The organism is Chryseobacterium shigense, from assembly GCF_900156575.1.
GTDB lineage: Bacteria > Bacteroidota > Bacteroidia > Flavobacteriales > Weeksellaceae > Chryseobacterium > Chryseobacterium shigense.
The window spans coordinates 187,787-200,209 of sequence record NZ_FTNY01000004.1 but is presented as its reverse complement, the minus strand read 5'-3'; the positions used below and the strand labels follow the sequence as shown (position 1 = coordinate 200,209).

Here is a 12,423-nt window from a genome sequence, read left to right as displayed (position 1 = left end):
TTGAGATAATCTTGATCCACCTGTAAAAAACACCTATTCCATTATTTTCAGACGCCGGTGATCAGAAATATCATATGAGTGACGATATGGGCAACCATGGCTGACTCAAGGCCTTTTTTCCAGTATAGCCATCCGAATATAATTCCACCCACTGAATTTCCTAAAATAATATACAGGATGAGACTAAAAGAAGGATTTTCAACCCAACCATTCACGATCGGTAAATGCCCAAGCCCGAATAACAGAGATGAAAGTAAAATCCCAGCCCAATAAATCATCATCCTTTTGCTCTTGAAAATCAAATGAAATAACCAGACAAAAAGCGTCATTAATCCAAATCGCATGACGATTTCTTCAGTTATTCCTCCATAAAGAAATCTGTTTAATAGGTTAGGCGTAAAGTTTTTTAAAGCTTTGGGAATATCAGAATTAAAGATCCATGACATAAAAGATAATAACGATCCACTTAGTATTCCTCCAAGAAGTCCAAATTTCAATATATTTTTATAATCAACAGACACTTTACTCTTTCGGGTTAAATATTCAAAGACGGGCAATTTAAATCCAACCTTATCATAAGCTAAAGTTCCAATGACCGTAAAAATAATCAATAAAATAGTAGGGTTAAGCAGGACCAGCAATTTGAACTGAAAGGGAGTAAAAACGTCAGACATGTCAGTTTTCAACTTCTCTATAATGGGAATCTCCATGGTTAAAAGAGATAAAACTCCTAAAAAACCTAGTGTGAAAAGTAAAAGTCCCAGTTTTATCTTGTAGTGTTGTTTCATAAATATCTGCCTGTATTGGATGTGGGTGTTGAATAGAGTGAATTCAATTGAAAAATCTCAGATTATTTTAAAAGAAGCTACTGAAAAGTAGCTTCTTTGATTAAGTCATTTATAGTAGGGTCCCACTATTTTATCCAAACGCTCTCTTTAGCAAGCTTTCTACTTTCGGCTCACTTCCCCTGAAACTTTTGTATAACTCCATCGGATCTTTGGTTCCGCCTGAAGAAAGAAGAACTTTATATTTTGCAGCGGTTTCCGGATTGAAAATTCCGGTTTCCTTAAAATATTGGAACGCATCTGCATCCAGCACTTCCGCCCACTTGTAAGAATAATATCCTGCAGAATAACCTCCCTGGAAAATATGGGAAAAACTGGGACTCATGGCTGTTTCGGGATTGACAGGATATAGTGTTGTTGCTTTTGTATACTTATCTTCAAACTCCTTCACCGTTTCACCCTCCAATTCTGCCACTTTCGTATGGTAGCTCATATCCAGAAGCCCGAAACCAAGTTGTCTCATCGTTTGGTAGCCTTCCATGAAGCTTTTGGATTGTTCGATCTTTTCAATCTTTTCATCAGGAAGTACTTCCCCGGTTTTATAATGTTTGGCAAACGTCTTTAAAAATTCAGGCTCGTAACAGAAATTCTCCAGAAACTGAGAAGGCAGTTCTACAAAATCCCATTTCACAGAAGTTCCGGAAAGACTTGGATACTGTGTATCGGCCATCATTCCGTGAAGGGCATGTCCGAATTCATGGAATAAAGTGGTTACTTCCTGGAAAGTCAGCAAACTAGGAGTTTCTTTTGTTGGTTTGCTGAAATTACAAACAATAGAAATGTGGGGACGGGAGTTTTCACCGTCTTTTTTATACTGATTTTTATAGCTCGTCATCCAGGCTCCGGCTCTTTTGCCTTTTCTTGGGAAATAATCTACATAAAGCAAAGCTTTGAATTTTTCTTCAGCTTGCACACTTCCAGCCTCAGAAACTTCATACACCTTCACCTCTTCATGGTATTTTTCAATATCATTTCTTTCCTTAAAGCGAAGGCCAAAAAGTTTTCCGGCCAGTCCGAAAACAGCATCCTGTACCTGATCCAATGGGAAATAAGGCTTCAGTTCCTCATCATTAAAATCATATTTCTGTTTGCGCAGCTTTTCAGCATAGAAAGTATGGTCATAGCCTTGTAGTTCATCAATTCCGTCAGCTTTAGCCAAAGATCTTAATTCCTCAATCTCCTGGTCTGCATAAGGTTTCGCTTTCGTTAAAAGTTCATTTAAAAAATCAAAAACTTTCACCGGAGATTTGGCCATTCTTTCTTCCAGCACATAATCTGCATAGTTTTGATAGCCTAATAATTCTGCTTTTTGCTGTTTTAATTGAAGAAGTTCCTTAATCAGTTCCTGATTGTCAAATTCTCCTCCGTCAAAAGATTTTTGACCACTGGCCAGAGCGATTTCCTTTCTCAGTTCACGGTTTTCAGCATACGTCATGAACGGAATATAGCTTGGATACTGCAAGGTAACGACCCATCCTTCAAGTTCCCTTTCTTTCGCTTCCTCCGCATATTGGTCCAGAATAGCCTCAGGAATTCCTGCCAGATCTTCCTTATTTGTGATCTGTTTGAAATAAGCATTGGTAGATGCTAAAACATTCTGTCCGAACTGCAGTGACTTTAAAGATAGATCCATATTGATCTTCTGTAGTTTTTCTTTATCCTCTTCATTCAGCAGGGCACCGCTTCTTACAAAACCTTTGTACGTTTCGTTCAAAAGCATTTCCTGCTCCTCATTAAGATGATATTGTTCTTTTTCGTCGTATACTTTTTTGATCTTATCGAAAAGAGGTTCGTTTTGAGAGATCTTTGAAGAATATTCCGTTAAAAGCGGAGAAATTTCCTGAGCCAGCTTTTGAATTTCATCACTTGTTTCCGCAGAATTTAAATTGAAAAAAATACTGGAAACCACATCCAGTTGCTCTCCTGAATAAGCCAAAGCTTCAATTACATTTTCAAAAGTGGGTGCCTCGGAATTGCTGACAATGGTATTGATCTCATCTTCAGATTTTTTGATCAGTTCCTGAAATGCAGGAAGAAAATCTTCATTTTTAATACCGTTGAAAGGGGCTGAGTGATATGGTGTCGTAAATTTCTCTGTTAAAATATTCATTGTTCGATTTTTAGGTAAGGTAAATTTAATGATTCATTGGGAATCACAGCTGAAATCCGCAAAAATAATGCCCCGATATCAAGATGTGACAAAAATGCTTTATCTTTAATAATCTTGTCATATGAAAAGAGACGAGGAGGGTGGAATGACTAATTTTGAAAACAATAAACCATAAAATACGGATCATTGGCAGGGCTCATGTTTCTTATGTTTTTAAGGTAAAAAATAAAACAAGTAACACAAAATATCAAAACTATGAAAACACTCTTAAAAATTCTTGGCGTAATCATCCTTCTGGTTGTTGTATACGCAGTGATAGCCATGCTGGCATTCAGTAAGAATTATCACTTTGAAAAATCAATAGTCATCAATGCGCCGACAGAAAAAGTTTGGAAGCACGTAGGTTCATTAAAAGAATACAATGTCTGGGATCCATTTTCAAAAGCCGATAAAGATATTGTCATCACCTATTCCGGAAGCGGTGATAAAGTAGGAGATTCTTACCACTGGAAAGGCAACGATAAAGTAGGAGAGGGTGAACAGTCCATTACCGAAATTGTACCCAATGACAAGCTGATCACTCAACTTCATTTTATCAAACCTTTTGAAGGCAATGCTGTCGCAAAATTTGTTTTGACCCCTGAAGGAAACGGAACGAAAGTAACCTGGTCGATAGACAACGAACTGAATACCATGATGAAAATTATGAAGCCTATGATGGATATGAATATGAAAACCATGTTTGACCAGGGACTGGGAGACCTTAAGAAAATCTCTGAAAAATAAAAAATATAAGCCTTGTAGAAATGCAAGGCTTTTTTTGTGTCCGATTTTTTTTTAGAACTAAAAAAACTATTAAATCCGTGACAGCAGCAGGAACTCATTGTAGCAGTTCACAGCATCAGTGTTTTTTTTAGAAAATTTTTGCTTGTTTTGATGGAGAACGAAAATTTCAATTGTTATTTTAAAAAATTATTATCTTTATGTAAAGATTAGATTTATGGAGAAGATCGTATTTGTGAAAAGTGATATAAGAAATTATGTCAAAACAGTTATCTCTGAGAAAATAGAAAAACTTAAAAATTTCATAGAGTTCACCCTGGAAGCAAGTCGTGATATTAAAAAGACCCCGAAATATGACAGCATGAGGGAGGAAATGCAGGAAGAGATTTACCAGATGCAGCGCCAGCTGGGAGCTTTGAATGACCTCAAAAGAAATATGTCAAAGGTTCTGAATAATTCCACAGAAAGAATACAGCTGGGTTCTTTGGTGATCACCAACAAGGCCCGGTTCTATATTTCCGTTTCCTTAGGAGAATTCTTTTTTGAAGGAGACCGGTTTTATGCCATCTCGCCGGAAAGCCCAATGGCCAAAAAGATGATGGGAATGAAATCCGGGGATGCTTTCACCTTGAATAATATTCATCAGGAGATTGTGGAGGTGATTTGATGATAAGGGGGATGAGAATAAAGAATAAAGAATAAAGAATAAAGATGCGGGACAGACGATTTTTATAGTAATTTTAGTACCAGCAGACCCTATACTACCCTAAAACCAATAACCAGAAAGCCCAACCCTGCTATTCGCACACCATGACATTTGAAAAATTACGAACCAATAGATTTAATCAGTGGGTGATGATTCACTTACGCTATTTAGTAGGATTTGCATTTTTTCCTTCCGGGATGACAAAATTAATCGGAAACCGATTCACCATCCTTTCAACGGATACACCGATAGGATACTTCTTTGAAGCCATGTATCAGACGGGATTTTACTGGAACTTTTTAGGACTTTCTCAGATTATCGCTGGCATTTTGCTGATGACTCAGCGGTTGGCCCTTCTTGGAACTCTGATGTTTTTAGCGATATTAACCAATATATGGATCATTACCATAAGTCTTTCCTTTACCGGAACATGGATCATCACGTCTCTGATGATGATTGCGGTGATGATATTACTGATATGGGACCATCATAAGCTGATTCCTGTTCTGAGGTATAACCAGCCAATAACCGTAAAGGCTTATCCTGATCCGGAACGTTCCTGGATCATTGCAGGACTTATTTACACTGTGTGTCTTCTCTACTTATCATTTCCGGGATCTGTCCCTCGTGGCTTGGAGCTATGGATTTCGAGGGGATTGGTTATGATCATTGTATTTACATTTTTATTTACGAACTATAAAGTATATAAAAATAGGAACCTATTACTGAAAAATCAGGCTTAAATCAATGTAACGCATTCGATTACATATCGTAAATTTGCAATATGAATAAAGCGGAAATTTTAAAAGAAATCATAGAACAGAGAAGAAGTATATTCCCGAAAGATTATTCTGAAACCGAAATATCTCAGGAAATTATAGAGGAAATACTCCATTCAGCAACATTAGCCCCGAACCATAAGCGTACAAAACCCTGGCGTTTTAAAATTTTTAAAGGGGAAGAAAAAGCGAGATTAGCATCAGAAATGCAGGCTATTTACAAGGCTACACAATCCGAACAGACTTTTTTAGAGAAAAAATACCAGGATATTGGCTTTAAAATCAATAAGGCAGATGCTGTTATTTCTATTATCGTCAATTTCAGTGGAATGGTTCCTGAATGGGAAGAAATCGCGGCCGTTTCTATGGCCGTACAAAATATGTATTTAACATGTACAGCCAATAATATAGGCAGTTACTGGAGTTCTCCGGGGCTTGTCAATCACCTTAAAGACTCTCTGACCATTGAAGAAAATCAAAAATGTCTGGGGCTTTTCTATATGGGAAAAGTAGATTAATAAAATAATATAACAATTTATCAGGGTAATACTAGGACAATGGATTCTTGGTTAAGAATGTTCAAAAGCACTGCTGTATTGATAGATTGATAAATTGTTACATTTAATAATTGTCGGATAAAATTTTTTATTTATCTTTGCACTCTTAAATATTTAACTGGGACGAGTTCCCGTAAAATTCACAACATTATGTCAGTAAAAATCAGATTACAAAGACACGGTAAAAAAGGTAAGCCTTTTTTCCACATCGTGGTTGCAGATTCTAGAGCTAGAAGAGATGGTAGATTCATCGAGAAACTAGGAACTTACAACCCAATTACTAACCCTGCTACTATCGATTTGAACGTTGATGCTGCTGTAAAGTGGTTAAACAACGGTGCTCAGCCAACTGATACTGCAAGAGCGATCCTTTCTTATAAAGGTGCCCTTTACAAAAAACACTTACAAGGTGGAGTTGCTAAAGGTGCTTTTGATGAAGCTGAAGCTGAAAAAAGATTCGGTGCTTGGTTAGAATCTAAAGAACAAAAAGTACAAGGTAAAGTAGAAGGTTTAACTAAAGCTCAGGCTGACGCTAAGAAAGCTGCTTTAGACGCTGAAGTTAAAGTAAACGAAGCTAGAGTTGCTGCTGCTGCACAAGTTGAAGCTGATGCTAAAGCTGCTGAAGAAGCTGCTAACGCACCTGCTGAAGAAGTTGTAGAAGCTACAGAAGGAGAAGCTCCTGCTGCTGAAACTGAAGAAAACACTGAAGCTTAAAAAATACCTGTATGCGTATAGAAGATTGCTATTTACTAGGAAAAATCACACGCAGACATGGCCTTGCGGGAAATGTTATCCTTAAATTGGATACCGATCAACCCGAGCTTTACAATAAATTGGAATCAATATTCGTTGAAATCAACGGACTATTGGTTCCGTTTTTTATTGAAAGATCTTCATGGAGCAAAAATGATGCTCTGAACCTTGCTTTCAAAAATTCTTCCGAAACATTGGTCGATCAATCTTTAGGGAAAAGCGTTTACTTACCGCTTGCCACCCTTCCAAAACTTTCCGGAAAACAGTTTTACTATCATGAGATCATCGGCTTCGATATTCTTGATGAAAATGGTAAAGAATGCGGCGTGATAAGATCAGTAAACGATCAGACTGCCCAAAACTATTTCGTAACCAATCTTGATGGAAAAGAAGTAGTGATTCCTATCATTAAAGACTGGATTCTTGAGGTAGACAGAGAAGAACGATTCATCAAAATGCAACTTCCGGAAGGACTTATCGACGTTTTTTTAGTATCCGCTAAAAAAGACGAATAATCTAGTTTTTCAGATAATAGATCTGAAATTTCCCCTCTTTCATCTTACTTACTAAGAAATATTTTCCCGTTTTGGTCTTTACAGGATCAGAAGCGATGATTTTCGTATGATCTTCCTTCGTGGAAACGGTTTTGTTTCCAATTTTTACATCGTAATAGTACCTATAGACCGGATGATATCCAAACGAAGCTACAAAATGATTTCCGGTGCTGAACCATTGGTTTCCTCAAACAATTTTATCCTTTACACTGAACGACACGGTATCTGTGGACAGATTTTGGGAGAGAAATTGCTCTCTATCTGAGAGAATTCCATCTTAGGCAAAGCTGTACCTTAAGAGGAGTACTTTCCAGAGAGTGCGGTGTAAAAAAATATGAGTGACTATCGCTAATCACTCATACTTTATTGAAGGTTACTTCTTTATTCATTATTTCTTATAAACAGCTGGCAGCAGATATTCCTCAACGATTTTATCCGACTGTAAATGAGCATAAGATTTGTTGTAAGCTTTTGCTGTAATAACGATGACAAGTGGGATTTCTGTGAAAATAATAATTTTATTTCCACCGTTTCCACTGGATTGATACGCCTCAAAACGTTGGTTTCCGACCTTATAAACTTTTCTCCAGAATAAATAGCCGTAGCCTTCGAAATCCTGACTGTCCGGGAAGTAATTGGTGAAAGATTTCTTTACCCAATTTTTATCAATAACACTCTGACCGTTCCACATCCCGTTATTTTTATACAACTGTCCGAATTTTGCAAAATCCAATGTTCTCATACGAAGTCCACCAGCCAGAGAAGGCTTCCGCTGAGGCGTAAACTGCCATTGGTAGTTCGTGATTCCAAGAGGTTGAAATAGCTTTTTTCCGGCATAATTTTCAAGACCTTTTGGAACTTTCTGATCCAAAATATCACCTGTCAGCACCACACCTGCTGTAAAGTAGCTCCAGTTTTTTCCAGGCTTGTTTTCTGTAGTGGGTAAATCCAGGACGAACTTCACCCAATTCTTGGTAGGATACATATTTTCTTCATTTCCCGGAGATTCCTCATCTGCATCATTTCCGTCAAAACCTGAGCTCATGGTCAGCAGACTTTTTATTGTCACACTGTCTTTGCTGGAAGAATAATTTTCAAATTTCTTCAAATCATAGAATTCTTTCAGCATCTGATTCTCATTTTTAAAATATCCGTCTTTAATGGCAATACCCATTAAAGCTGAGGCAAAAGATTTACCTACCGACCGCGTATCCTGCAAAGAATCTCTTCCTGACTGGCTGAAATATTCCTCCAAAAGAAGCTTTTCATTTTTAATGACCACAATACTGGTGATATCTCTGAACCTGTTTTCTGCAATTTTTGTGTTTAGAAGCCTGATCTTTTCCTGATCAAATGTTTCATCAGACACTTTCCATCCGCTGTTGGGGTTTATTGCTTGAATGGCCACCTGCTGCTCCGAAGTATTTTTATGAGGAACTGTTAATTGAATTTCACCTGCTGCAATGGTATTTCCAACCTTGAGTGATGGTGTTTTTAAATAAGGCTTTATTTCAATTTTCAATACATGATTTCCTTCTGTTAATGCATCAACTCCGCCATTGCCCAGATAAAATCTCATCCACATATATTTCCCCCATGAATCCTCATTTTTTGAACTTAATAAAGGAATTCTAAAAGTAGTTTTCTTCTTTTTGTCTTCCGGTAATCCTGCTCCCGTATTTAAATTTTCTGTATAAATTAATTTTCCGTCCACATAGAAATTGAATTGATAATTTCCTTTTTTTAGTAATTCGTCAGTGGATAAAGCGGGATCGATCCGATGTAAATAATTGACTAAAGAATTATCCATAAATACGCGGATACCAAGATCTTTATCTTCCTGAAATACCATCGTTTTGAGGAAATCAGATTCTTTTATCTGATCCGGGGATATTGTTTTATCCAGGAAAATAATTTGGTTGATGTATTTTTTATGAATGGGTTGTAGGATGGCATCAGGATCTGCAATATTTTTTGACTGGCCTGAAGAAAGTCCAAAACTAAGAAGTATAACAAAAAGGAGAATAGATTTCATTTTATTTTTTTATCTGAACAAAAGTAGCAACAAGTCTTGATACAAAATAGAATGAAATTAACATTATTTACTTCATAAGTAGTTTTTTATACTGTAACGGAGTAATTCCCATATGTTCTTTAAACGATCTGATAAAATGACTTTGATCTGCAAAACCACAGTCCAGCGCTAATTCAGTTAAAGAAGGATAAGTATTGAGAAGGGTTAGGGATTTATTGACCTTCAGTTTTCTGACATACTCTCCCATACTACAATGGAAATGTTTCTGAAAATCCCGGCTCAGATGGACCGGATGCACATCCAATGTCGTAGAAAGATCTGTCAGATTCAGTTTTTCTGTAAAATTTTCATGTAAAATTTCATCAATCCTGCGTACCCATCCTGGCTTTTTATCATAAGATTGAACCTTATCTGATAACTCACAGAAAATATTCAGCAAAAGTTCATGAACAGACAGCTCAAAACAAGGATCATTCAATTTTGTTTCTCTGAAAATCCTGTACATTAACAGTTTTAAAGCTGGATTTTTCAAATTAAAACTTCCTTCAATACAATCTTTTGAAAGCTGAAATTTTTCAAACCATTTTTCAGTAACTTCCAGATGGAACCCTCTGGTAAATAGATCGGGTTTGATGTTGTAATGGGCATCTTCCCAGTGGTGATAGAGCAGTGTGCCTGCCGGACAGTCATAGATTTCTTTTTTATTTCCTTCCGTCATATTTCCCTGCAGCAGAAATGTGAAATAAGCATTTTCATGATAATGCCAGTCTACGTAAGGATGCGTGTATTCCGTATCTGTAATGGTCAGTCCATCAAAACGCAGCATTTCATTGGTCTGTCCAAAAAATTCACCATTATGAAGATTTTTCATATGACAGTTTTTGTTTTAAATGTTCGATCTGCTCGTACATTTTATTGAAAAATATTTTTCTGTCCCGGTTGCCGGAAGTATTCAGAGATTTAGAATTTTTAATCTGATGTTCAAAATAATTCTTTGCCTCACGGCATGTTTTTGCATCATTGATCAGAATATAGCCAAACATATTCACGGGTAAAGCAAAAAGAGAGTGGTGGGGATGATGAAAAAAGATGTCATTGGAAAGATGCATCAGTTCATTTTCATACAAATGAAATTTTGGATTGTTTTCCGTCTTGTGCTCAATATATTCTATCAATTCTTTCAGCTCCTTCAGAATAATATGACCTTCATTTTTTTGCAAAAGTCCCGTCTCATAATAAAATAAGATTTGTTGCAGAATACTGGAAATGGTTCTTTCATTCCACAATTCCACTATATTTTGGGCCTCATATTTTTTCTTAAGTTCCTGCGTATTGGATTCGAAACAGGGCGGTGAAAACTGCAGGAAAGGAATGAAAACCTGTTTCGCATTAAGCAGATTCATCCAGACATAAATTTTAAAACGGGAAAGGAGGGTGTCTGAAAGCGTATAAAAAAAAGGAATATCCTTCGCTGAATAATAAATTGTCATCTTATCAGAAAGGGGCAGATTCTCAAAAATGCTGAGATTATTCTGAAAAAAGGATTGCAGATCTTCTGTTTCGTTCACGACTGAAGTTTTCTGAACCACAAGCTGTTGGTCTGAAGTTATGAATTGATTGAGAGAAATCTGGTAATATCTGGCCAGTTCCAAAGCCTCTTCAAAACTGAATTTTGCTTTCAGAGATGTTCTTCTGTGGGATGCATCATAACTTATATTGAGAATATTGGCAATCTCATCATTCAAAGATTTATCACCTATTTTTTTGCGGATTTCCTTGAGTAAAAGTTCCTGATACATGGTTTTGTGATTTTCACAAATGTACTTCTTTATTTTAATTTTTTTTCACATTCGGGTTGGTGTTTTTCACAGGTACTTTTGGAGTATAATTTTTAAAACAATAAGTTATGAAAATAAATTTTTTGATCATGATCGGCCTTTTTACAGGAACGATGATCAGTGCTCAGGATAGTGTATATGCAGTATCAGACAGACCTAAGTTTATTGCTTTTTCGCCATCGAAAGAAACAAAAAATGTGAATGGAATGCTTATTAAATATTACGACGAAATTGATCAGGAAATACAGCCTAAGAAAGTCAATGGGATTGGATTAGGTTTTAATGGTCTGGGAGTTTTCTTTCCTGTGTTGTTCCTTGTGAATATTACCTCTATTGATAATTGGGGAATTAGTGATATTGGTTCAGAACCTTTGCCGGACAAAATGAATACGATTAACGGAATGCAGCTTTCCATTGTTAATATGGAACCTACGGTGACTAACGGTTTGGAATTAAGTTTATCCAGTAACATAGGCGCACCTTCCGTGATCAATGGAGTGGCCATCTCACCCTTGTACAATTTTCATCATACCACCAAAGGAGCCGCCATTTCCACTTTAGCGAATGTAAGCCAGAAATGCAGGGGCATTCAGGTGGCTTTGATTAATGTTTGTAAAGATTCACGGGCAATACAGATTGGCTTTTGGAATGAAAATGAAAAAAGAAAAATGCCTCTCATCAACTGGAATTTTAAAAATAAGAAATAATGAAAAATATACCGTACCTGCTTATTGCAACCCGATTTATTCTTGCTCCCGTTATTCTGTTATTGGCTTATTTCAAAGGAGCAGAATCAAGATTTTTGATTGTAGGGTTAATGTATTTCGGATTACTAACCGATATTTTCGATGGAATTATTGCCCGGAAAGTAGGGAGTTCATCAGAAAAACTAAGAAGACTGGACAGTCAGACTGACTTGATTTTCTGGCTCTCACTGGGATTTGCCTCCTATTTTCTGAATCCTGGATTAATTAAAGACGAATGGTATGGCATTCTTTTAATCTTTGTTATGGAAGCGCTTTGCTATATGGTCAGCCTCTGGAAATTTGGTAAGGAAACCTGTACTCACGCTTTTCTGTCAAAAATGTGGGGTTTGAGTCTGCTGATTGCATTTACCTATCTTATCGGGTTTCAGCAAACAGGCTGGGCATTTTATCTAACGGTTGCATTCGGTTTTATCTCTCATATTGACGTTATTTTGATTGTTTTGCTGCTTCCGAAATGGCAGTATGACGTACCCAGTTCCTATCACGCCTGGAAAATCCGAAACGGAAAAGAGAGAAAAAAGACGGTATTTTTTAATTAGAATGTGGGTTTGCAAGGAAGCTGGAAATGGGAATTTTAAAACGTGAATTGCAACAGGTTTTATTACTTTTTTGCACTTTGGTGAATTCTCCCGACTGTATCCTTGGCAAGGTTTTAAACCTTGCCAAGGATACCAAGACTAGGAGTAAAAGTACTAT

The 12,423-nt window shown here is 36.7% G+C and carries 13 protein-coding genes; 8 read left to right on the top strand and 5 right to left on the bottom strand.

The annotated features are described in order from the left end of the window. Nucleotides 1–47: 47 nt before the first annotated feature. The gene (locus BW964_RS14400) at nucleotides 48–788 is read right to left on the bottom strand and encodes a CPBP family glutamic-type intramembrane protease (protein ID WP_076508218.1); all 741 of its coding nucleotides are present in this window, start codon (nucleotides 786–788) and stop codon (nucleotides 48–50) included. 130 nt (nucleotides 789–918) lie between these two features. After that, nucleotides 919–2,955 (bottom strand): M3 family metallopeptidase, encoded by a 2,037-nt coding sequence (locus BW964_RS14395; RefSeq protein WP_076508217.1) that lies wholly within the window; start codon nucleotides 2,953–2,955, stop codon nucleotides 919–921. A gap of 255 nt (nucleotides 2,956–3,210) precedes the next feature. Here BW964_RS14395 and BW964_RS14390 point away from each other — a divergent pair, with 255 nt between their 5' ends. From BW964_RS14390 to rimM, 6 genes are all read left to right on the top strand, one after another. Beyond that, complete coding sequence (locus tag BW964_RS14390; protein ID WP_076508215.1) at nucleotides 3,211–3,741, top strand: SRPBCC family protein; 531 nt, start codon at nucleotides 3,211–3,213, stop codon at nucleotides 3,739–3,741. 214 nt (nucleotides 3,742–3,955) lie between these two features. Then, a complete protein-coding gene (locus tag BW964_RS14385; protein WP_076508214.1) occupies nucleotides 3,956–4,405 on the top strand; it encodes a hypothetical protein in 450 nt (149 codons plus the stop codon). A 188-nt stretch (nucleotides 4,406–4,593) separates the two neighbouring features. Beyond that, entirely contained in the window at nucleotides 4,594–5,187 is a 594-nt protein-coding gene (locus BW964_RS14380; RefSeq protein WP_228431973.1) for a DoxX family protein, read from the top strand. A gap of 41 nt (nucleotides 5,188–5,228) precedes the next feature. Next, nucleotides 5,229–5,741, top strand: a complete 513-nt coding sequence (locus tag BW964_RS14375) for a nitroreductase family protein (RefSeq protein WP_076508211.1) — start codon at nucleotides 5,229–5,231, stop codon at nucleotides 5,739–5,741. A gap of 189 nt (nucleotides 5,742–5,930) precedes the next feature. After that, nucleotides 5,931–6,494 (top strand): 30S ribosomal protein S16, encoded by a 564-nt coding sequence (locus tag BW964_RS14370; protein ID WP_073335141.1) that lies wholly within the window; start codon nucleotides 5,931–5,933, stop codon nucleotides 6,492–6,494. Nucleotides 6,495–6,505: 11 nt separating this feature from the next. After that, on the top strand, nucleotides 6,506–7,048 hold the full coding sequence (gene rimM / locus BW964_RS14365) for a ribosome maturation factor RimM (protein ID WP_076508209.1): 543 nt from the start codon (nucleotides 6,506–6,508) through the stop codon (nucleotides 7,046–7,048). 427 nt (nucleotides 7,049–7,475) lie between these two features. Here rimM and BW964_RS14355 read toward each other — a convergent pair whose 3' ends face one another. The 3 genes from BW964_RS14355 to BW964_RS14345 form a co-directional block, all read right to left on the bottom strand. Continuing rightward, nucleotides 7,476–9,122, bottom strand: a complete 1,647-nt coding sequence (locus tag BW964_RS14355) for a serine hydrolase domain-containing protein (protein WP_076508206.1) — start codon at nucleotides 9,120–9,122, stop codon at nucleotides 7,476–7,478. 67 nt (nucleotides 9,123–9,189) lie between these two features. Beyond that, nucleotides 9,190–9,993 carry a helix-turn-helix domain-containing protein gene (locus BW964_RS14350; RefSeq protein WP_076508204.1) on the bottom strand — a complete coding sequence of 268 codons (804 nt, stop codon included), beginning with the start codon at nucleotides 9,991–9,993 and terminating at the stop codon, nucleotides 9,190–9,192. Beyond that, entirely contained in the window at nucleotides 9,977–10,921 is a 945-nt protein-coding gene (locus BW964_RS14345) for a transcriptional regulator (protein ID WP_076508203.1), read from the bottom strand. Before BW964_RS14345 ends, BW964_RS14350 begins: the two co-directional genes overlap by 17 nt. A 107-nt stretch (nucleotides 10,922–11,028) precedes the next feature. Here BW964_RS14345 and BW964_RS14340 point away from each other — a divergent pair, with 107 nt between their 5' ends. Both BW964_RS14340 and BW964_RS14335 read left to right on the top strand, forming a co-directional pair. Continuing rightward, nucleotides 11,029–11,667, top strand: coding sequence for a hypothetical protein (locus tag BW964_RS14340; RefSeq protein WP_076508201.1), 639 nt, complete (start codon nucleotides 11,029–11,031; stop codon nucleotides 11,665–11,667). Next, on the top strand, nucleotides 11,667–12,266 hold the full coding sequence (locus tag BW964_RS14335; protein WP_076508200.1) for a CDP-alcohol phosphatidyltransferase family protein: 600 nt from the start codon (nucleotides 11,667–11,669) through the stop codon (nucleotides 12,264–12,266). Before BW964_RS14340 ends, BW964_RS14335 begins: the two co-directional genes overlap by 1 nt. The last annotated feature ends 157 nt before the right edge of the window (nucleotides 12,267–12,423 follow it).

What these genes read in the sequence shown, in the direction of transcription:
- BW964_RS14400 (WP_076508218.1), bottom strand. Translation starts at nt 788, where the DNA reads ATGAAACAACACTACAAGATAAAACTGGGACTTTTACTTTTCACACTA.
- BW964_RS14395 (WP_076508217.1), bottom strand. Translation starts at nt 2,955, where the DNA reads ATGAATATTTTAACAGAGAAATTTACGACACCATATCACTCAGCCCCT.
- BW964_RS14390 (WP_076508215.1), top strand. Translation starts at nt 3,211, where the DNA reads ATGAAAACACTCTTAAAAATTCTTGGCGTAATCATCCTTCTGGTTGTT.
- BW964_RS14385 (WP_076508214.1), top strand. Translation starts at nt 3,956, where the DNA reads ATGGAGAAGATCGTATTTGTGAAAAGTGATATAAGAAATTATGTCAAA.
- BW964_RS14380 (WP_228431973.1), top strand. Translation starts at nt 4,594, where the DNA reads ATGATTCACTTACGCTATTTAGTAGGATTTGCATTTTTTCCTTCCGGG.
- BW964_RS14375 (WP_076508211.1), top strand. Translation starts at nt 5,229, where the DNA reads ATGAATAAAGCGGAAATTTTAAAAGAAATCATAGAACAGAGAAGAAGT.
- BW964_RS14370 (WP_073335141.1), top strand. Translation starts at nt 5,931, where the DNA reads ATGTCAGTAAAAATCAGATTACAAAGACACGGTAAAAAAGGTAAGCCT.
- rimM (WP_076508209.1), top strand. Translation starts at nt 6,506, where the DNA reads ATGCGTATAGAAGATTGCTATTTACTAGGAAAAATCACACGCAGACAT.
- BW964_RS14355 (WP_076508206.1), bottom strand. Translation starts at nt 9,122, where the DNA reads ATGAAATCTATTCTCCTTTTTGTTATACTTCTTAGTTTTGGACTTTCT.
- BW964_RS14350 (WP_076508204.1), bottom strand. Translation starts at nt 9,993, where the DNA reads ATGAAAAATCTTCATAATGGTGAATTTTTTGGACAGACCAATGAAATG.
- BW964_RS14345 (WP_076508203.1), bottom strand. Translation starts at nt 10,921, where the DNA reads ATGTATCAGGAACTTTTACTCAAGGAAATCCGCAAAAAAATAGGTGAT.
- BW964_RS14340 (WP_076508201.1), top strand. Translation starts at nt 11,029, where the DNA reads ATGAAAATAAATTTTTTGATCATGATCGGCCTTTTTACAGGAACGATG.
- BW964_RS14335 (WP_076508200.1), top strand. Translation starts at nt 11,667, where the DNA reads ATGAAAAATATACCGTACCTGCTTATTGCAACCCGATTTATTCTTGCT.